Genomic DNA, 19962 nt, shown 5'->3' on the forward strand with positions numbered 1-19962 from the left:
ATAGGCATCGAATTGGGTAAAATACTCTAAGGCTGTTAATGAAAGTTGTATAAGTAATGCAACATTAGAGACAGACTCTACGCAAAAACAAAATTAAAATAAAACAATAATGACGCAGTACACCAATGTAAGGTTAGGCTGTGCTTACTATGTCTAATAAGCCGCCGCGTTAATAAGCCATTATAGTGTGCTCGTACACCCATTGATCCCGTACCGAACACGGATATTCAGTGGGTACTTTTTACCTATAGGAAAGGTTATGTCTTCACGATTTTCTTTATCGCCCTTGTTAATTGGTGTGGTTTTGCTTGCTGGTATAGTGGTGTACTTGAATATGCCAGAAGAGCAGAGTGCGAATAAAGGTGGTCCTAGGGCTACGCCAGTCAATACCGCGATGGTTTCCTCTCAGGCATTTCCTATTACCATCGAATCGCTAGGCACAGCAATTGCCAATGAGTCGGTCAATATCACTGCTCAAGTTACCGATACAGTAAAGGCACTTCATTTTGAAGATGGCGATGAAGTGAAAAAAGGAGCGCTGCTGGTTCAGCTTAACAATACCGAGGAGCGCGCTCGAGTCGAAGAGTTAAAAGCAAACATTGAAGAGGCTAAACGTCAGTTCACCCGTATAGCGGACTTGCGCCAGTCTAACGCCACTTCCGAACAATTACTCGATGAGCAACAGGCCCGCGTAAAAGCGCTTGAAGCACAACTAGATATCGCGCAGGCTCAGCTTAATGATTTGCAAATTCGCGCGCCGTTTAGTGGGCTGTTAGGTAACCGCGAGATCAGTGTTGGCTCACTGGTGCAGCCAGGCAATACCATCACTTCTTTAGATGATATTAGCGTAATAAAGGTCGACTTTAGTGTGTCTGAAAACCACTTGGCTAGTGTGGCAAAAGGGCAGACGATCACCGCTTCGTCGGTAGCCTACCCCGGTGAAAGCTTTTCGGGAAAGATCACGAATATCGATACACGACTTGACCCTATTAGCCGCTCTATTCGAGTTAGGGCGGCGCTAGATAACCAAGATAAGCGCTTGCGCCCTGGCATGTTGTTAACCGTAGTAGTAGAAAAGCGGGTGTTAAATACCTTGGTACTGCCAGAAAAAGCACTGGTACCCGTTCAAGACAAGCAATTCGTTTATGTAGTAAAGGACGATGTAGCGCACCAAACCGAAGTCGAAATAGGGGAGCGCCGTCCCGGCCTGGTACAAATAGTAAGTGGCTTAAGCGCAGGGGACGAAGTGATAACCGAAGGTACGCTTCGCGTTCGCGACCAGTCGCCGGTTAATGTATTAAACCGCTAGGGAGCTTACGCATGTTATTGTCAGATGTATCTGTAAAGCGCCCGGTTTTCGCAACCGTTATAAACTTGCTGCTCATTATCTTTGGTGTTGTCGCTTTTTCCATGTTGAGTCTGCGAGAATACCCAGACATAGACCCTCCTATCGTTTCTGTAAGTACAACCTATACAGGGGCGTCGGCCAATATTGTTGAAACCCGTATTACGCAGCTGTTGGAAGACAGAATTTCGGGCATTGAAGGCATTAAAAATGTCACGTCTACGTCTCGAAATGGCCGCTCAGACATTACCATTGAGTTCAAGCTTTCAAGAGACATAGACGCGGCAGCCAATGATGTACGCGAACGCGTTAGCCGGGCATTGAACAACTTACCGGATCAGGCCGATCCACCTGAAGTATCAAAAGCTAACTCTGATGAAAGTGCGGTGGTGTGGTACAACCTTCGCAGCACCAACTTAAATACAATGGAGCTAACCGATTACGCCGAGCGCGTGTTAGTGGACAGGTTATCAATTGTAGACGGCGTTGCTCGCGTGCAAATTGGTGGTGGTAGACGCTATGCCATGAAGGTATTTCTAGACCGTAACGCAATGGCGGCGCGCGGTATTACGGTAAGTGATGTTGAACAAGTTATTCGTGCAGAAAACGTAGAGTTGCCGGCAGGAGAGGTGGAAAGTACTGACAGAAACTTTGAAGTGCGGGTGGCAAGAACTTTTCTTTCTCCTGATGATTTTTCAGCCCTTACCGTGGCGGTAGGCGATAACGGTTACTTGGTTCGCCTTGGTGAAATTGCCCACGTTGAGTTGACCGCTGAAGATGATGAAACCGAGTTTCGCGGCGATGGTGTGAATATGATAGGGCTGGGTATTATTAAGCAGTCTAAAGCTAATACCCTTGATGTAGCGCGAGCGGCAAAAGCGCAAATAGCCAAAATAGAAGCCACGCTTCCCGATAATATTTTTATTGTGCCAAGCTACGATTCGTCTGTGTTCATCGAAGCATCCATTGACGAAGTGTACGAAACCTTAGGTATTGCCATGTTAATGGTGGTTATCGTTATCTATCTATTCTTAGGTAATATTCGTGCTACGTTAATTCCCGCCGTAACGGTACCCGTTTCCATCATTGCAGCGTTTATCGTGATGTATGCGCTGGGGTTCTCTATCAACCTACTTACTCTACTTGCTATGGTGCTCGCGATTGGACTGGTGGTTGATGATGCTATCGTAGTACTAGAGAACATTTACCGACGCATCGAAATGGGCGAGCCGCCTATTTTGGCAGCGTACCGCGGCGCTAAAGAAGTGGGGTTTGCGGTTATTGCTACCACTCTTGTACTGATTTCAGTGTTCGTACCTTTAGTATTTTTAGAAGGTAACATAGGCAGGTTATTTACCGAATTTGCCCTAGCCATTGCGGCGGCTGTGGCATTTTCAAGCTTTACTGCCCTTACACTCTCGCCCATGATGGCATCGAAGATCCTTAAAAAGCGCACTCGCTCTTCAGGCTTTGGAAGCTGGATGGATAAGCGCTTCTCGCAGTTGGAAAATGGCTATTTCACTGCGCTGGGTAAAACCTTACACCAGCCTATTTTAATGCTGCTTTTGTTGGTGATTACGGTTGTTGCGCTGGTGCAGCTATCTGAGAAAGTGCCCAGTGAATTTGTGCCTAAAGAAGACAGGGGCAATTTCTTTATCTTGATGAATGCACAGGAAGGGGCAAGCTTTGAAAGTAACGCCAAAAACCTGGAGAAGATTGAAAGCATATTAATGCCTTACCGAGAAAGCGGAAAGATAAACCGCCTGTTAGTTCGCACCCCTGGTTTCGGGGGCAATGCGGGTATTGCCATAGTTGGCTCCGCAGATTGGGACGAACGCGACTTTAGTACGTTTTCTCTCATGGATGAAATTAGCGCTAAACTAAATTCTGTGCCTGATGTACGCGCCTTCGCAATCATGCGAAGTGGGATTTCAGGGGGAGGTTTAGGCCGTCCAGTACAGTTCGTATTACAGGGCGATACCTATGAAAACCTGGTTGAATGGCGAGATATAGTGCTTGAGAAGGCAGCGCAAAACCCTGGCTTGGTTCGCATAGATTCTGATTATAAAGAAACCTCTCCTCAACTGCTGGTGAATATTAACCGCGATAGGGCTGCAGATCTTGGCGTGTCTATTAGCGATATTGGCGGCACATTAGAAGTGATGTTAGGGCAGCGCCGCGTGTCTACTTTCCTTGATAGGGGAGAGGAGTACGATGTAATTTTAGAAGGCATAGAAGAAGATTTCAGAAGCCCTAATAGTATAGAAAACTTGTATGTACGCTCAGCAAGAACCGGTGAATTAATTCCGATGGATAACTTGCTAACGTTTGAAGAGCAGGCCACATCCTCAAGGCTTAATCGCTACAATAGAATGCGGGCAGTCACTATTTCAGCAAACTTGGCAGAGGGATACACATTAGGTGAGGCACTAGCCTATCTTGAAAACATTGTCGCTACCGAATTGCCAGATAATGTGTCGATTGACTACAAAGGCGAATCTCAGCTTTACCAAGAGGCAGGGAATTCATTTATTTATGTATTCATGCTGGCGCTTGCCGTTACCTATCTCATATTAGCTGCTCAGTTCGAGAGTTGGGTACATCCGTTAGTGATCATGCTAACGGTACCGCTAGCCTTAGTGGGGGCTTATATTGGGCTGTTTTTCAGCGGCATGACGATTAATATCTACAGTCAAATTGGGCTTGTAATGCTAATTGGCTTGGCGGCTAAAAACGGCATACTCATTGTTGAGTTTGCAAATCAGCTGCGGGACGCCGGCATGGAATTCGAACATGCACTAAAACGGGCTGCCGCCCAGCGTTTGCGACCTATTGTCATGACCGGTTTTACCACTGTTTTTAGCGCTTTGCCTCTGGTGCTTGCCTCAGGCCCCGGCGCTGAAAGTCGTATGGTAATTGGTATGGTCATTTTTTCAGGTGTCTTAGTGTCGGCCTTTATGACGTTGTTTGTTGTTCCTACGGCCTACAGCTGGCTGGCGCGCGACACAGGATCGCCGCTTAAGCGAACCAATGAAATAGAACGATTAGAAAAAACGATCCCGTATAAAAAAGGGGAAGATTAAGTTTTTTGCAGGGCGTAAGCCCTGCGTATTTCCCCGTTATTGGGCAACATTTCAACTTATCACGGTAAGCTAGGGTATGTTTTAATATACCTAAATATGGTTGGTTATTACATTGTAATCAACTTGTTAAGCTAACAAGTAGCTGAATTTTCTCAGATATTTATGTTTATTACTTTTCCATCACTGTTTCTTATGAAACGTTATAAGTTTTACGAGTATGCATTAGACAATGGTATAGTTGTTTAACTTCTCACTTCCTCTACACTTCGCGTCAATTCCACTACCTTATATAAGCTATTAATTTATATAAGATAAATATTTCAAGCTCAAATTGGCGAATATTGAAGTTGTGATTAATACTTACACCGTTGCAATTGTTAGTACACAAGCACCTGTTTGGCCTATGTCGTTCAAATACTCAAACGTCGCTTCACGCGGCCTTAAAAAGAAAGTAGAAAACGATAAGCAGATACTTCAACAGATTCTAGAGGACAAATGATGAAAAAATGGATACTTGCAGCTGGCCTATGCTGTAACGTAGCGTTCGCTGATGTAGCAGTGATCGTGCATCCCAGTAATGGCGATACGCTAGACAAAGATAGCATTAGCCGAATTTTCTTAAATAAAGCAAAAGCTTTCCCTAGCGGTACAAACGCTGAGCCAGTGGCTTTGGCAGAAGGCCAAGCTGCAACTGACGAATTTAACGGCAAAGTATTAAACAAAACAGCAGCTCAGCTTACTGCGTTTTGGTCAAAACTAGTATTTACGGGTAAGGGGCAACCGCCTAAGGCATTAGCGAGCGACGCTGAAGTGGTTTCTGCAGTAGCAGCTAATCCTGGCGCTATTGGCTACGTTGACGCTGGCTCAGTGAACGACAGCGTGCGCGTTGTCGCCACCTTTTAACTCCCGTTTATATAAAGAATTTAAGGAACACGCATGAAAACCAAACTTGCAATCTTATCAATGGCTGGCTTGTTAGCTACCCCGGCAATGGCTGAAATTCAAATTAACGGCTTTGCTAACCTTATTGCTGGAATGACGCTAGACGACGATGAATCAGTATACGGCTATGACAGTGACTTCAATTTCGACCCTGCCAGCGTTTTTGGCTTGCAAGTTCGCGGCGATGTTAGCGATAAGTTATCTGCTACAGCGCAGTTAGTCGGTCGTGGTAGTGAAGACTATGACGCTGATTTCGAGTGGGCTTACATGACTTATATGTTGAACAATAACGTTAATATTAGTGCTGGTCGCCTGCGTATGCCGCTTTTCAAATACTCAGCATCGCTAGATATTGGTTATTCTTACCACTGGTTAACACCACCAGATTCAATCTATGGTATAGATTTCAACAACATTGACGGTGTTCGCGTTGATTACATGAATTACTCTGGTGACTGGGAGTACGGTGCGCAGCTTACTATGGGCCGAGTTGAAACCGATACCACTATTTCAGGCACACCTGCTGCACTAGTACTTAAAAACGTAGTGGCGGTTTCATTTGAAGCTACACGCGACTGGTTTAGTGCGCGTACTTTGCTAGCACGCAGTAAAACAAGTGCTGCGAATGCGGAATTCGATGGGTTTGTAGACGGTATATCGGCATTTGGCGCCGCTATTCCTAACGCATCTGAAGTTGCTGAAGGTTTTAGTGTGAATGACGATACAGGTACCTTCATTGAAGTAGCGGTTGATATTGATAAGTATGACTGGTTCGTAGGCGCTGAATTTACGCAAACAGAAGTGGAAGGCTCTGTCATTGCTGATAATAAAGCATGGTATGTAACAGCCGGTATGCGTTTCGGTAAGTTCACACCTCACATTACGTACGAAGTAGAAGAAGCGGACAATGGGACCCAGCTAGACCTAGTTGCATCATTACCACCACAGATTGCAACGGGTGACGCGGTAACCGATGCGACTTGGTCTGCAATCTATCAGGGTGCTGTAGGTATTGCTGCTCAGCAAGAGCTTGATGTTTCTGCCGTTACTGTAGGCCTGCGCTACGACGTTGAACCCGGTTTCGCGCTTAAAACAGACGTAACTTGGTACTCAGACGATTTGAATGACCTAAACGATGCTACTTTGCTAAAAGTTGGCGTTAATTACACGTTCTAAGTGTCTACTATGGCCTCGCGTGATAGTGCGAGGCCAAATTTTATTAAAGATTTTCGCTATTAAGTAGATAAATTAGAATAAGATAGTTATTCCTATTAAAACAGGTAGCTATTGCGCGAATATAATAACAGTGGGACAGCGAATGAACTTTTTAAAAAAAATGTCTATTGCGAGTAAGATATTTCTCATTCCGGGGATCGCAGCGATAAGCTTTGTTATCTACTTACTTATTACTGTATACACCGCGTTAAATAACGGCGCAACCTTAGAGAAAGTTCAACAAGTCCAGTTCCCAGCGTTACAACAATCGGCATCTACCCTTGTCGATATGCAGAAGGTGCGCGATACCTTATCTAGTGCGGTTACAACCGGTGACCAAGATACGCTCATCATGGCGCAGAACCTGGCGAAAGAAGTGAAAGCTGGGCTCAACCAAATAGGGTCTATTAGTCCAGAGTTTCGCACCGAAATAGCTAAAATTTCGGCAGGGTTTGATGATTACTTTAAAGTGGCGTTTGACGTGTCTCAATCGATGGTTGATGGTACCGCTGACTTCAGTCGCTTAGGTGAACTTTCATCGCAAATGAATAGCTCTTATGACGATGCTATTGCCGCCATGTCTACATTCAGTGATGCGCAGCAGGCCGCGTTTGAAGAAGCCTTTGAAAATACCGACAGAGCAAATACTTCCCTCATTAGTACAGGCGTTATTTTAGCTATCGTTGTTACCATACTTTTGTTTGCTACCGCCGTGCCTATTGTGCGTGGAATTAAGCAGAGTATCGACGACGTGGTGCGCTCACTTAAAGATATTGCCCAAGAGAATGGCGATTTAACCGTACGCATTGAAACGAAAAGCGAAGACGAAATTGGCGAACTGGTGTATTGGTTTAACCAGTTCATGGACAAGCTTCAAGGGGTTGTCCGCGATGTGGTAGAAGCAAGCTTACCGCTTTCTAATTTGGCACAAAATTTACGCGGGGTAACGGAAGAAACCCAACGTACCATTAATGTTCAACAGCAATCTGCGACTAATGCGAAAAGTGCTGTGGATACAATGAGTGGCTCAGTAGACGGTGTAGCACACAGTGCTGCCCAGGCAGCAAGTGACGCCAACGAAGCAACCAGCGCCGCCAGTGAAGGCCGTCAAATTGTTCAGCAGACGGTAACGAGCATTCAGCAGCTTGCTGAGAACGTGCGTGAAACGGCTGACGTGATAGCGCGTTTAGAGTCTGATTCAAACAAAGTAGGTTCAGTACTTGATGTCATAAAAGGCATTGCTGAACAAACTAACTTACTGGCACTGAATGCGGCGATAGAAGCAGCGCGAGCAGGCGAACAGGGCCGTGGCTTTGCGGTAGTGGCAGATGAAGTAAGAACACTGGCATCGCGTACACAGCAATCTACAGAAGAAATTCAAAGTACTATCGAGCAGCTTCAAAGCGCAGCGCACTCTGCAGTTGAAGTTATGGCACGTGGAACTGAGCAGGCATCTAGCAGTGTAGAAACTGCTAACAAAGCCGGAAGCAGTCTTGAAACCATTACCAGTACTATCGGTCGCATTAATCAAATGAACGAGCAGATAGCGCACAACACGGAAGACCAGCGTACGGTAGCGGTAGACATAGTTCGCCATGTCGATGAGATTCACCAGCGCACAGAACAGACCTCTAGTCGCTCTGTTGAGTTAGGCACAATGTGTAATGAGCTTGCTGATTTGGCACAACATTTAGAGTCTATTGCTAAGCAGTTCAGAGTGTAAGTCTACGGCTCCTAGTAGTGATTACTTGGGCCTTAGCTGCCGCCTTAGCGTGATATTAGCTTAGACTGTTACATGCGTAACAAGCCTCCGCAAGGAGGCTTTTTTGTGGGCAGAGTTTGGTAGTTGTAGTAAATATACGACAGTGACTATCGACAGGCATAAACAGAAAGCGCATAAAAAAATCCCCAGCAAGCTGGGGATTTTTACAAATAAAGTTAAGCCTTAACCTATTCGTCTAAGAAACTGCGTAGCTGCTCAGAACGGCTAGGGTGGCGAAGCTTGCGGAGTGCTTTAGCTTCAATCTGACGAATACGCTCACGGGTAACGTCAAACTGTTTGCCTACTTCTTCAAGCGTGTGGTCGGTATTCATATCGATACCGAAACGCATACGCAGTACTTTTGCTTCACGGGCTGTTAGACCTGCCAAAACTTCTTGTGTTGCGCCTTTTAAGCTACCGCCAGTTGCTGAATCGAGGGGCTGAATAATAGTGCTGTCCTCGATAAAGTCGCCAAGATGTGAATCTTCATCATCGCCGATAGGGGTTTCCATCGAGATTGGCTCTTTAGCAATCTTAAGTACCTTACGAATTTTGTCTTCAGGCATTAGCATGCGCTCGGACAACTCTTCAGGTGTAGGTTCACGACCCATTTCCTGAAGCATTTGACGAGAGATACGGTTTAGCTTGTTAATCGTCTCAATCATGTGCACAGGAATACGAATTGTACGCGCCTGGTCTGCAATCGAGCGAGTAATAGCCTGACGAATCCACCATGTTGCATACGTCGAGAACTTATAACCACGACGATATTCAAACTTGTCCACCGCCTTCATTAGGCCAATGTTACCCTCTTGAATAAGGTCAAGGAACTGCAGACCGCGGTTGGTGTACTTCTTCGCAATTGAGATTACAAGACGAAGGTTGGCTTCAACCATTTCTTTTTTCGCGCGACGGGCTTTCGCTTCACCAATCGACATACGACGGTTAATGTCTTTAATATCTGCGATAACCAAGCCAGTTTCTTGCTCTACTTGGTTCATCTTACTAATGCAGCGTTCAATCTCTTCTTGGTTAACTGCAAGATCAGCGGCATAAGGCGCACCTGATTTAACAGCTTCATGCAACCATGCAGTAGAGGTTTCATTGCCCGCAAATGCTTTGATAAAGTCTTTCTTAGGCATTTTTGCATTAACAACGCAGAACTTCATAACAAGACGTTCTTGGATACGCACCTTGTCCATCATCGCACGCATGTTCTTAACCATGCGGTCGAACTGCTTAGGAACTAAGCGGAACTCTTTGAAAACGTCGCTTAAAGCGTTGATTTGGGTACGGGAATCGGCGTGAGAGCGGCCTTTCTTCTCGATAACTTCACGAGTTTTGATGTACTGCTCACGAAGCTCTGAGAAGCGCTCGCGCGCTAGCTCTGGGTCTACGCCGCTATCGTCTTCTTCTTCGTCTTCATCTTCATCATCGTCGCCATCTTCGTCATCTAATTCTTCTTCAGATAACTCAGAGCCCACGTGGGTTGCTGTTGGTGCGAGATCTTGATCATCGTTAGGATCAACAAAGCCCGAGATAATATCGCTTAGGCGAATTTCTTCGGCTTCGTAAAGGTCCCACTGATCTAACAGGTAAGTGATCGCTTCTGGGTATTCAGCAACCGAACACTGTACTTGGTTTATACCGTCTTCAATTCGCTTAGCGATTTCAATTTCGCCTTCACGAGTAAGAAGTTCAACAGTACCCATTTCACGCATATACATGCGAACTGGGTCAGTTGTACGGCCAATTTCACTTTCTACGGTAGCCAGTGCTTGCGCCGCCGCTTCCGCGGCATCTTCGTCAGCATTCGCTTCTTGCATGAGAAGTTCATCTGCATCAGGAGCTGATTCAGAAACTTGAATTCCCATGTCGTTAATCATGCGGATTATGTCTTCGATTTGATCAGAATCGACAATATCTTGCGGCAGGTGGTCGTTAACTTCTGCAAAGGTTAAGTAACCTTGCTCTTTACCTTTTGCAATCAGGAGTTTAATCTGAGACTGCTTGCTTTGCGCCATATACCCTACACTTCTCACATTCAATTAGTTTGCAATAGAAAAGACAACATACACCTAGGTATGTTCCCTGATCTGCTGTAGTACTGCATTTGTATCAAGGCCGTTAATGCTCGATGCCACGTTGGTGTAAACCAATACTTTTACGATGCACATCTGCTCGGGTTCGGTTCTGCCCGTTATATTCGGCTATATCTTTGCTACTCGTGTTGCTGCATTTTTGTTCACTCTAAAGGGTGAAGCATGTTTAAACATGTCTGCAGCGAATTAGCCAGTATAGCAGATTAACCGGTGGTTTTACCAGATTGACGGCCGATTTTTTAGCCAGTAATTTCATGTTCGCTCTACACAAAACCGCGGGTAACCTTTACTAGGTAAAAAGTTGGGTAATAGGGCGAACAGAAAAATACACAGCCCATCAGGTTAACCCAGCGGTCATAAAATTCGCATAAGAATTTTTGCTAACTAGGCTAACTCTTCTGTCTTTCCCTCATAAGCAGGTTCAATTCCTGTTTTTCCGCTTGAGTAAGCGGCTGAACCCGCGAGCGTGAAATTAAGGTTTCAATACGGCTATCGAAATGCCCGTCCAGCAAGCGAGCGAAGCTGTCGTTGTAAACGCGCTCAGCATCCTCGTCTTTAACTAAGTGCTCTTGTAACAATAATTTCGCGATAGTAGAAGAATGGGGATGGTCGCGGAAATTTTCAACAAGCTGCGCAGTTTTAGCCTTAGGGTTAGCTAAACAATAGCGGTGTACGTCGCGTAGTAAATCCATGCCAGCGGCTTTGCTGCCGGCAAAAATATCAATTTGAACGTCTTCACACATTGATGCCAGTTCAGGCTTATCAAGTAACAAGCGAATTAGCATACGCAGTGGAGAAAGTTTGGGTTTGTTAACTTGATTACGACTAGGTGAATAGGCTTGCTTCGACCCCTGGTTGGCTTTTGTTATGTCCTGCTGAAGCTTAAAACGGTCAAACTCGCCGGTGTGCTTTGCAAGTTCTTCTAAGAGCATTTGCTTTTGATCTTCACCCAAGGTGCTTTCGATAAGCGGCATGGCCGCTTTTTTTAAGGCAATTTTACCTTCAGGGGTCCCAACATTATGGGTCTTTAATAAGTTTTCGAAGAAAAAGCGAGACAGCGGCATAGCACTATCAAGCATTTCCATAAACGCTTCTTTACCCACTTGGCGGACCATAGTATCGGGGTCTTCGCCATCGGGTAAGAATAAAAACGAAATACGCACGCCGTCTTTTAATGCCGGTAAGGCGTTCTCTAATGCCCGCCATGCAGCCTCTCGACCGGCCCTGTCACCGTCGTAGCAACACACGATATGCGAAGTAGCACGAACCAACATTTGAATGTGTTCAGGCGTCGTCGCCGTGCCTAGCGCGGCCGTGGCAATGTTAATGTCAAACTGACTTAGCGCCACTACGTCCATGTAGCCTTCTACAATTACAACCGTATCTAAGGTACGGTTGTTCTGGCGAGCTGAGTAAAATCCAAATAGCTCGCTACCTTTGTGGAATATGCGGGTTTCTGGCGAGTTTAAATACTTTGGTCCACCGTCATCTAATACACGGCCACCAAACCCTACAACCCGCCCCCGTTTGTCCCTGATGGGAAACATAATGCGGTCGCGGAAGAAGTCGTAGGTGCGCCCCTGGTCGTTTTTATTGACTAGCTTTAAATCGACCAGCTGCTTGATGCGCTGTGGGTCTTTGCCAAAAGTGTTTAACAACGCATCCCAGCTATCAGGGGCGTAGCCAATTTCCCACTGCTTGACGATGTCGCCACTAAGCCCACGGTTTTTTAGATATTCGATGGCTTTTTTGCTGTTGCCGTTTTGGCGCAGCTGATGTTGGAAAAAGCGCGCTACTTGCTCCATAACAGCATAGTCGTCTTGCTGTTGCTGCTTTTTCTCTTCGCTCATGGCAGGGCGACTGCCTTTTTCACGAGGGACTTCTAGCCCGTGATAGCGCGCCAACTCTTCGATGGCCTCGACAAATTCAAGGCGGTCGAATTCCATAATAAACGAAATCGCATTGCCGTGAGCGCCACACCCAAAACAGTGGAAGAACTGTTTGTCTTGGCTAACGGTAAACGACGGGCTTTTCTCGTTGTGAAATGGACAGCACGCCTGGTAGTTTTTGCCAGCTTTTTTTAGTTTTACTCGGCTATCAACGACTTCTACCACATCGGTACGAGAGAGTAAGTCATCTATAAAATCGCGAGGTATTTTTCCAGCCATGGGGTATTTAAAAGGACCAGTAAAGATAAGCAGCGGCGCCTACGAATACGAGCTGCCACAACAAAATTAAAAGAGTAAAGTACTGTAACAGGGAAGTACAACAATGAGAATAACGAAGGTATGGCATTCACACCCTCGTTCGTCTTTAATCTTACAGAGTAAGACTCCTCATAAGGATGTATTACGCCTAGGCGTTTAAGCGCGCTTTAATTTTCGCGCTCAGTGCGCCCATGTCAGTGCGACCCTGAACCTTCGGCTTCAACGCGCCCATTACTTTACCCATATCCTGCATACCCGATGCGCCAGTCGCAGCCATAGTTTCGTCGATAAGGGCGTTTAGTTCATCGTCAGTCAAAGGCTGTGGCAAGAAATCTTCAATATAAGTGATTTCTTCACGCTCTTTGCTGGCTAAGTCATCGCGATTTGCGGCGTCGTATTGCGCGGCAGCGTCTTGACGTTGCTTAACCATTTTGGTTAACACCGCTAAGATTGCGCTATCGTCTAGCGTAATTTGTTCATCGATTTCTTTTTGCTTAATGGCAGCCATAGCCATACGAATAGTACCAAGACGTACTTTTTCTTTTGCACGCATCGCATCTTTCTGCGCTGCTTTTAAATCATCAATTAGTGCCATGATGCTTCCTGATTTTTATTAGTAGAGTGAGTTTATACCAATCCGCATAGATCATTGCCCACTCAGAAGGCGCTGGCAAGTTTCCTAGCGAAGCGTGGGAATGCAGGAATGGTTGTTCCCTTTCAATTTCCCAGAATGAAGCTAGGAAGCTTGCCAGACCTTCCCGAAGGGCGAGTATAAAATGTCCGTACTCTTTGTTGTGTCACCTTGATGTAGAACCACTATACCTGCGGTAACACGCCGCGATTCCAAACATTTTAACTCTCGCTGAGAGGGTAATCATCTATGCGGACTGGTATTATTAAGCCCCAAGTTGAAAATCAAATGCAACCATTTGAAGGGAAACAAACGGGATATTTTAGGATAGATAAAATAGCATCCAAAAAATAAAGGCCCAGAAACGCGAAAGGTGCTGCAATTGCAACACCTTTCAGACTCGTTACTTAACCCTATATTAGTAGAGTTTTACGCGACGTGCGTTTTCACGAGCTAGCTTCTTAAGATGACGCTTCTTAGCGGCAGCTTTCTTGCGCTTGCGTTCCCAAGTTGGCTTTTCGAAGAATTCACGACGACGAACTTCAGAAAGAACACCTGCTTTTTCACAAGAACGCTTAAAACGACGCAGCGCCACATCAAACGGCTCGTTTTCTCTAACTTTAACGATAGGCATTAAACACTCACCTCAAAACTTTTACTGTGTAAATCCGGGTAAAATTGTGCGCTAAAAAGGCCACCCGGGTTAAAAATGGTGCGAAATTCTAATCATATCTACAGAGAAAGTAAAGGATGAATTGCCAAAAAATAGACAATATTGTGCAATTACCATTCATTTACCCGTTCGCCGGCATTCCATGAATACAGGATTAAAGGTAAACTCTGCGCTCGTTAAGCACTGTGTTGTTTAACTCGGCTCACATAAGCGCCCTTATCAGAACGTGTTCACCTTGTTTTTTCTTTGATTAATACATCATTGATCAAAAATAAAACGTGGACAGATCTTATTAAGGGTAGTGTTAAGATCGCGGCCGGATCATAAAGATCATCGCGCCGGATCGCCAGAATTATTTATTCAGTTTTTGATCGTGCGTTTTATCGAAGTGGCTAACTCTACTTTATCGCTGAGCGTAGTAAAAAACAGGCACCGTAGTTTGTAGTAAAAGGGTACTCCCCATGCGTATTTTAGGAATAGAAACATCTTGTGACGAAACCGGCATCGCTGTCTATGACGATGAGAAAGGTTTGTTGTCCCACGAATTATATAGCCAAGTGAAGCTACACGCCGATTATGGTGGTGTAGTGCCAGAACTTGCGTCGCGGGATCACGTAAGAAAAATTATTCCTTTGATAGAAAAAGCCATGGAAGATGCCAACACGCAACCATCAGACATCGACGGCGTTGCTTTTACGCAAGGCCCAGGTCTGGTAGGCGCATTATTGGTCGGTTCATCAGTGGGTCGTTCATTGGCCTATGCGTGGAACGTACCTGCGGTAGGTGTTCACCATATGGAAGGGCATTTATTAGCGCCTATGCTCGAAGACGACGCACCGGCATTTCCTTTTATTGCGCTTTTAGTATCCGGCGGCCACTCGATGCTGGTTAAAGTAGAAGGTATTGGTCAATACGAAGTGCTTGGGGAATCTATAGATGATGCGGCGGGCGAAGCCTTTGACAAAACCGCTAAACTCCTTGGCTTAGATTACCCAGGCGGGCCGCTTTTGGCGAAGCTGGCTGAAAAAGGCGAAGCAGGGCATTACAAGTTCCCTCGCCCTATGACAGACAGACCTGGTCTTGATTTTAGCTTCAGTGGCTTAAAGACCTTTGCGGCTAATACTATCCGCGACGCTGATTTAACAGGCGATAATGCAGAGCAAATTAAAGCCAACATTGCTTATGCGTTTCAAGAGGCAGTGGTTGATACACTGATAATAAAGTGCAAGCGGGCGTTAAAACAAACGGGAATGAAGCGCCTTGTTATAGCAGGCGGCGTAAGTGCGAACACCATGCTACGCAGTGAGATGAAAGCGCTAATGCAAGCGCTAAAAGGTGAAGTGTTTTATCCTAGCTTGGCGTATTGTACTGACAATGGAGCCATGATTGCTTATGCCGGCATGCAGCGATTAAAAGCAGGGGAAACCTTAGCGCTTTCCTCTCAAGCAAAGCCGCGCTGGCCTCTTGACACCTTATCGGCAATTTAATGGGCTTGTGGTATCGCTGCGGCTATACCCAATGAAATAGGTAACAAGGAACAATAAACGGATGGGCTCAAATACATTGGCAACGCAGAAAAACACGTTATTCGCATTTACGATGCTAATTTTTTCATTTTGCTTTATGTCGTCTGATGCCGTCGCCGCTGAGCAAGCCAGCTCAGCCCAATCAAACCCCGTGGGTTTGAAGCAATTGCCGATAGAGACAATGCATGAAAGTGAGCAGGCAAAACGCCATGATGAACAATATGTGGTACTCATCTCCCTTGATGGTTTCCGCCATGACTATATTGAACTGCACAATGCTAAGTACTTAGGCGCGATTGCTAAAGAAGGGGTAAGAGCCGCTTCAATGATACCGGTTTACCCTTCCAACACGTTTCCTAATCACATTTCGCTGGTAACCGGGTTATTGCCTAAACACCACGGCATTGTAAACAACCGCTTTTATGATAAATCGCGCCCCGCCAAAGACGGTTATGCCAAATACAAATTAGGTTACGGGCGCATGGATAGTACCTGGATAACCGCAACACCTTTTTGGAATTTAGTGGAATATCACGGCATGAAAGCGGCCACGTTTTTCTGGCCAGAATCCGATGCACGTATTTCGGGCGCGCAGCCCAGCTATTTTTTCCACTATTCAAAATATGCAGATTATCAGCAGCGCATCGACCAAATTATACATTGGCTTAAACTTCCTGAGGGAGCTCGCCCTCGCTTTATCGCAGGCTATTTTTCTTTAACCGACACAGTGGGTCACGACGAAGGGCCCTTCTCAGAAAAAACGCACCATGCAGTGCAAAACGTCGATGCGCTTATCGGTCAGTTACACCAACGTATAAAAGCACTTAATTTGCCGGTAAATCTCGTGGTGGTCTCCGATCACGGCATGACACCGGTGGATGAAGCGCAACTAATCGAAGTGGAATCGTTATCTATTCCTGATAGCTTCATTATTGAAAATGAAGGCGCTCAGGTTCACCTGTACGCAAAAGAGAGCGTATCGAGAGAAGACATCACAAAAGAGTTCGACCGCCTTACCGCCATTGCGCAAAACCGCTACCTTGTTTTAAACGAACAGCAGCGTGCTCTGCGTCATATGGAAGCGGGAAATAGAACAGGGGATATCATTTTAGAAATTGCGCCGCCGGCGCGATTTAAAAACGCGGGTAGCATGCATACAAGCAAGGGCGGTCATGGGTATGAGAATACGCTGCCTGATATGGGCGCAACCTTCGTCGCTACGGGTCCCGCCTTTAAAATAAATAAGACATTACCGGCGTTTAGCAATTTAGAGGTTTACCCTGCACTGGCAAAAATATTGGGTATTACGCCACTAACTCCTATTGACGGTGAGCTAGACGTCTTGGCACAAGGTCTTACTCTTTAACTTTACCCTTGTCCCACACTTTACTTTCATTACCTGCCATTAGACGGGTAATGTTGTCTTTGTGACGCAGAATAATAAGCAGCGAAAGCATGGCTACCGGAATGGTATACAAAGGCTTAATCAAAAAAGTAAATAGGGGCGCGAGCGACACGGCAATAAGCGCCCCTAAAGAAGAGTAACCGGTGAGAAAGACGACCACCACCCAGCTGAGAACGAGTAAGCCTGCTAGGTCGAGGCCAATAGGAAGCATAGCGCCAAACGCGGTTGCGACGGCCTTTCCGCCTTTAAAACCGAAATACAGTGGGAAAATGTGACCTAAACACGCCGCGATGGCAATGACACCCAATACAATGGGGTTTAGCCCTAAAAAATAGCTGCCGTAGACTGGGATTGTCCCTTTTAAAATATCCATAATCAGTACTAACAGCGCAGGAATGCGACCGCCTAAGCGGTAAACATTGGTGGCACCGGGATTTTTGGAACCTGCGGTTCTCGGGTCGGGTAAACCGAATAGGCGGCTTATCACTACTGCGCTGGAAAGCGAGCCAAAGAGATAGGCAACAGTAATCATCAACAGAGTTAGCGGAGTCATTTTATCATTCTAGTTATAAAAGGTTTTGTTTAAAGACCGTTGCTTTTTATCGAGACTGAAATTCACACACTACAGGTTAGCAGGCTTTGCGCTTATTAAAATTATAAAACCTTGGTTGCCCCCAGTTGTCATACAGCGGTATAGTTGTGCCACACAAGCGTAAAGCTACTCCATCCAAATGCGATATACCACTGTTTACCTACAATAATGTGGGTAAAAGCGCAGTAGTAAGACCAGTATCACTGTGTTTAACTGGTTGATAACAGTACAAGATGAAAAAATCCATGGGTAAAATTTATATAACAGGGCTTGAAGTCGACACCCTGATTGGTGTTTATGATTGGGAGCGAGTACGCACAACGCAACTGCTGCTTGATGTAACACTTGACGTTGACCTATGCGCCGCAATGCAAAGCGATGACGTAGCAGATACCGTAGATTACGCGAAAGTGGCAGAGTGTATTGTAGATGTAGGTAAACAAAGTACGTTTGAACTACTCGAAGCGTTTGGAAGCAAAGTGATGGACGCCGTATGCGAACACTTTGCGGTATCGGCCATAACGCTTAAAATAGTAAAACCAAATATCCTTCCTAATGCGAAAACCGTGGCAGTTGAAATGAGTAAAGAGCGCGTTTGATGTCCTCACATACCGTTTTAATAAGTATTGGCTCAAACATTGAGCGCGAGCGTTACACTAAACAATCTTTAGTGGCACTAAAGCAGCACTTTTCCGATGTAACCGTGTCTTCTGTATACGAGAGCGAAGCGGTAGGATTTAACGGCAGCCCTTTTTACAATGCGGTAGCGAGGGCTACGACGTCTAAAAATATTGGACAGGTGTGCGCCACACTCAAAGGCATTGAAAAAGACAATGGTAGGGTACACACAGACAAAAAGTTCTGTGCAAGAACCCTTGATTTAGATCTGCTTACTTATGATAGTAGAGTAACAACAACACCTGTGGTTCTGCCTCGCGAAGAAATTTGCTACAACGCCTTTGTGCTCTGGCCGTTAGCTGAGCTTGTGCCAAATGACGTTCACCCTGAAACGCAAGAAACCTACGCCCAAATGTGGCAAAAATTTGATAAACAGAAACAGCAATTATGGCCAATTGACTTTACTTGGAGTTAAGCAAAGGAATGACACTTTTTGAAATCATTATTTTAGCAATTATTCAGGGCGTAACTGAATTTCTTCCTATTAGCAGTTCTGGGCACCTACTTTTGCCTGCCGAATTGCTGGGGTGGGTAAGCCAAGGGCTAGCCTTTGACGTTGCCGTGCACGTGGGGAGTCTATTGGCCGTGATGATTTACTTCCGTCAAGAGATAGGGCAAATGACGGTTGCGTGGGTCACGCAAGGCTTCAGTAAACAGCAGTCCACCGACAGCAAGCTGGCGTGGTATGTGATCGTTGGTACGATTCCGGCTGTTATTATCGGCTTTCTTATGAAAGGCTGGATAGAAGAAAACGCTCGAACTGCCCTTGTTATTGCGGGTACGACGATTATCTTCGGGTTATTACTTTGGTATGCCGACGCGACCGCAAAACGAGAGCAAGAGCTTGAAGGCTTAACCCTAAAGCAAGCTATATATATTGGCTTAGCACAAGTATTGGCTTTAATACCGGGCACGTCTCGTTCAGGTATCACTATGACCGCGGGTCTTATGTTAGGGCTAAAACGTGAAGCGTGCGCGCGATTTTCATTTTTGCTTTCTATTCCGGTTATTCTAGGTGCCGGGCTTTTAGCAACCCTCGACCTGCTAAGTGCCAATGAAGCGGTGGATTGGTATGCGCTTCTTTATGGTGCCGCCTTTTCATTTGTTAGCGCTTATTTGTGTATTTATTTATTCCTAAGCTGGATTGCACGCATTGGTATGCTGCCTTTTGTTATTTACCGTTTAGCGTTAGGTGCTGTGCTTTTGTGGTTTGTCTTTGCTTAAGCGTGAGCGAATAAAAGATAAAACAGCGAAAGCGTAGTAAAGAATTGGATATGAATTCGCACAGGGCATAGTACGTAGCTTCAAAGGTATAGCTGAACAATTGTACTTAAGCCCTAAAGTTTGCGAGAAACAACATTTTGATAAGGGAAGTAAGATATGGCAGAAACTATTTTCGATAAAATTATCAATAAAGAAATCCCAGCAGAGATTCTCTATGAAGACGATTTATCGCTGGCGTTTAAAGACATTAATCCTCAAGCTCCTTATCACTTTCTGGTAATTCCGAAAAAGCAGATTGCTACAGTCAATGATATTGCTGAAGAAGACAGGGAAGTGGTGGGGCATCTTTCTTTTGTAGCGGCTAAAATCGCCAAAGAAGAAGGGTTTGCCGATCAGGGTTACCGCACTGTCATGAACTGTAATGAATATGGCGGGCAAACGGTTTATCACATTCATCTTCACGTGCTAGCGGGTAAGCCTTTGGGGTGGCCTCCGTACACGGAAAATATGAAACAACACGTTGAATAGCAAGGTTTCACCCTGTCATATAAAAAGGCCGCTTTAGAAAGCGGCCTTT

The 19962-nt window shown here is 45.5% G+C and carries 16 protein-coding genes; 11 read left to right on the forward strand and 5 right to left on the reverse strand.

The annotated features are described in order from the left end of the window. Positions 1 to 259: 259 nt before the first annotated feature. The 5 genes from MADE_RS03665 to MADE_RS03685 all read left to right on the forward strand — a co-directional run bounded on the left by MADE_RS03665 (position 260) and on the right by MADE_RS03685 (position 8308). Complete coding sequence (locus tag MADE_RS03665; RefSeq protein WP_012518230.1) at positions 260 to 1309, forward strand: efflux RND transporter periplasmic adaptor subunit; 1050 nt, start codon at positions 260 to 262, stop codon at positions 1307 to 1309. A gap of 11 nt (positions 1310 to 1320) precedes the next feature. Beyond that, positions 1321 to 4428, forward strand: coding sequence for an efflux RND transporter permease subunit (locus MADE_RS03670; RefSeq protein ID WP_023559513.1), 3108 nt, complete (start codon positions 1321 to 1323; stop codon positions 4426 to 4428). A 498-nt stretch (positions 4429 to 4926) separates the two neighbouring features. Continuing rightward, entirely contained in the window at positions 4927 to 5331 is a 405-nt protein-coding gene (locus tag MADE_RS03675; protein ID WP_015066216.1) for a substrate-binding domain-containing protein, read from the forward strand. Between the two features lie 33 nt (positions 5332 to 5364). Continuing rightward, positions 5365 to 6546 (forward strand): hypothetical protein, encoded by a 1182-nt coding sequence (locus tag MADE_RS03680; RefSeq protein WP_023559515.1) that lies wholly within the window; start codon positions 5365 to 5367, stop codon positions 6544 to 6546. Positions 6547 to 6688: 142 nt separating this feature from the next. Further along, positions 6689 to 8308 carry a methyl-accepting chemotaxis protein gene (locus tag MADE_RS03685; RefSeq protein ID WP_023559516.1) on the forward strand — a complete coding sequence of 540 codons (1620 nt, stop codon included), beginning with the start codon at positions 6689 to 6691 and terminating at the stop codon, positions 8306 to 8308. A 227-nt stretch (positions 8309 to 8535) separates the two neighbouring features. Here MADE_RS03685 and rpoD read toward each other — a convergent pair whose 3' ends face one another. From rpoD to rpsU, 4 genes are all read right to left on the reverse strand, one after another. Continuing rightward, positions 8536 to 10371 carry an RNA polymerase sigma factor RpoD gene (gene rpoD / locus MADE_RS03690; protein ID WP_015066219.1) on the reverse strand — a complete coding sequence of 612 codons (1836 nt, stop codon included), beginning with the start codon at positions 10369 to 10371 and terminating at the stop codon, positions 8536 to 8538. 467 nt (positions 10372 to 10838) lie between these two features. Next, on the reverse strand, positions 10839 to 12617 hold the full coding sequence (dnaG, locus tag MADE_RS03695) for a DNA primase (protein WP_015066220.1): 1779 nt from the start codon (positions 12615 to 12617) through the stop codon (positions 10839 to 10841). Positions 12618 to 12804: 187 nt separating this feature from the next. Beyond that, positions 12805 to 13251 (reverse strand): GatB/YqeY domain-containing protein, encoded by a 447-nt coding sequence (locus MADE_RS03700; RefSeq protein ID WP_012517256.1) that lies wholly within the window; start codon positions 13249 to 13251, stop codon positions 12805 to 12807. A 454-nt stretch (positions 13252 to 13705) separates the two neighbouring features. Further along, the gene (gene rpsU, locus MADE_RS03705; RefSeq protein ID WP_012517258.1) at positions 13706 to 13921 is read right to left on the reverse strand and encodes a 30S ribosomal protein S21; all 216 of its coding nucleotides are present in this window, start codon (positions 13919 to 13921) and stop codon (positions 13706 to 13708) included. 500 nt (positions 13922 to 14421) lie between these two features. Between rpsU and tsaD the strand changes: the two genes are divergently transcribed. Next, complete coding sequence (tsaD, locus tag MADE_RS03710; protein ID WP_012517259.1) at positions 14422 to 15447, forward strand: tRNA (adenosine(37)-N6)-threonylcarbamoyltransferase complex transferase subunit TsaD; 1026 nt, start codon at positions 14422 to 14424, stop codon at positions 15445 to 15447. A gap of 61 nt (positions 15448 to 15508) precedes the next feature. Continuing rightward, positions 15509 to 16852 carry an alkaline phosphatase family protein gene (locus MADE_RS03715; RefSeq protein WP_012517260.1) on the forward strand — a complete coding sequence of 448 codons (1344 nt, stop codon included), beginning with the start codon at positions 15509 to 15511 and terminating at the stop codon, positions 16850 to 16852. On the opposite strand, the gene plsY is transcribed toward MADE_RS03715, so the two are convergent. Further along, positions 16842 to 17444: a glycerol-3-phosphate 1-O-acyltransferase PlsY gene (plsY, locus tag MADE_RS03720; protein WP_012517261.1), complete on the reverse strand. Its 603-nt coding sequence runs from the start codon at positions 17442 to 17444 to the stop codon at positions 16842 to 16844. The genes MADE_RS03715 and plsY overlap by 11 nt on opposite strands. A 284-nt stretch (positions 17445 to 17728) precedes the next feature. On the opposite strand from plsY, the gene folB reads away from it, so the two are divergent. From folB to MADE_RS03740, 4 genes are all read left to right on the forward strand, one after another. Continuing rightward, positions 17729 to 18082: a dihydroneopterin aldolase gene (gene folB / locus MADE_RS03725; RefSeq protein WP_012517262.1), complete on the forward strand. Its 354-nt coding sequence runs from the start codon at positions 17729 to 17731 to the stop codon at positions 18080 to 18082. Beyond that, on the forward strand, positions 18082 to 18576 hold the full coding sequence (gene folK, locus MADE_RS03730) for a 2-amino-4-hydroxy-6-hydroxymethyldihydropteridine diphosphokinase (RefSeq protein WP_012517263.1): 495 nt from the start codon (positions 18082 to 18084) through the stop codon (positions 18574 to 18576). Before folB ends, folK begins: the two co-directional genes overlap by 1 nt. Positions 18577 to 18584: 8 nt before the next feature. Beyond that, the gene (locus tag MADE_RS03735) at positions 18585 to 19385 is read left to right on the forward strand and encodes an undecaprenyl-diphosphate phosphatase (protein WP_012517264.1); all 801 of its coding nucleotides are present in this window, start codon (positions 18585 to 18587) and stop codon (positions 19383 to 19385) included. 156 nt (positions 19386 to 19541) lie between these two features. Next, complete coding sequence (locus MADE_RS03740) at positions 19542 to 19913, forward strand: histidine triad nucleotide-binding protein (protein WP_012517265.1); 372 nt, start codon at positions 19542 to 19544, stop codon at positions 19911 to 19913. Positions 19914 to 19962 lie beyond the last annotated feature (49 nt).

Source organism: Alteromonas mediterranea DE (assembly GCF_000020585.3).
Classification (GTDB): Bacteria; Pseudomonadota; Gammaproteobacteria; order Enterobacterales; family Alteromonadaceae; genus Alteromonas; species Alteromonas mediterranea.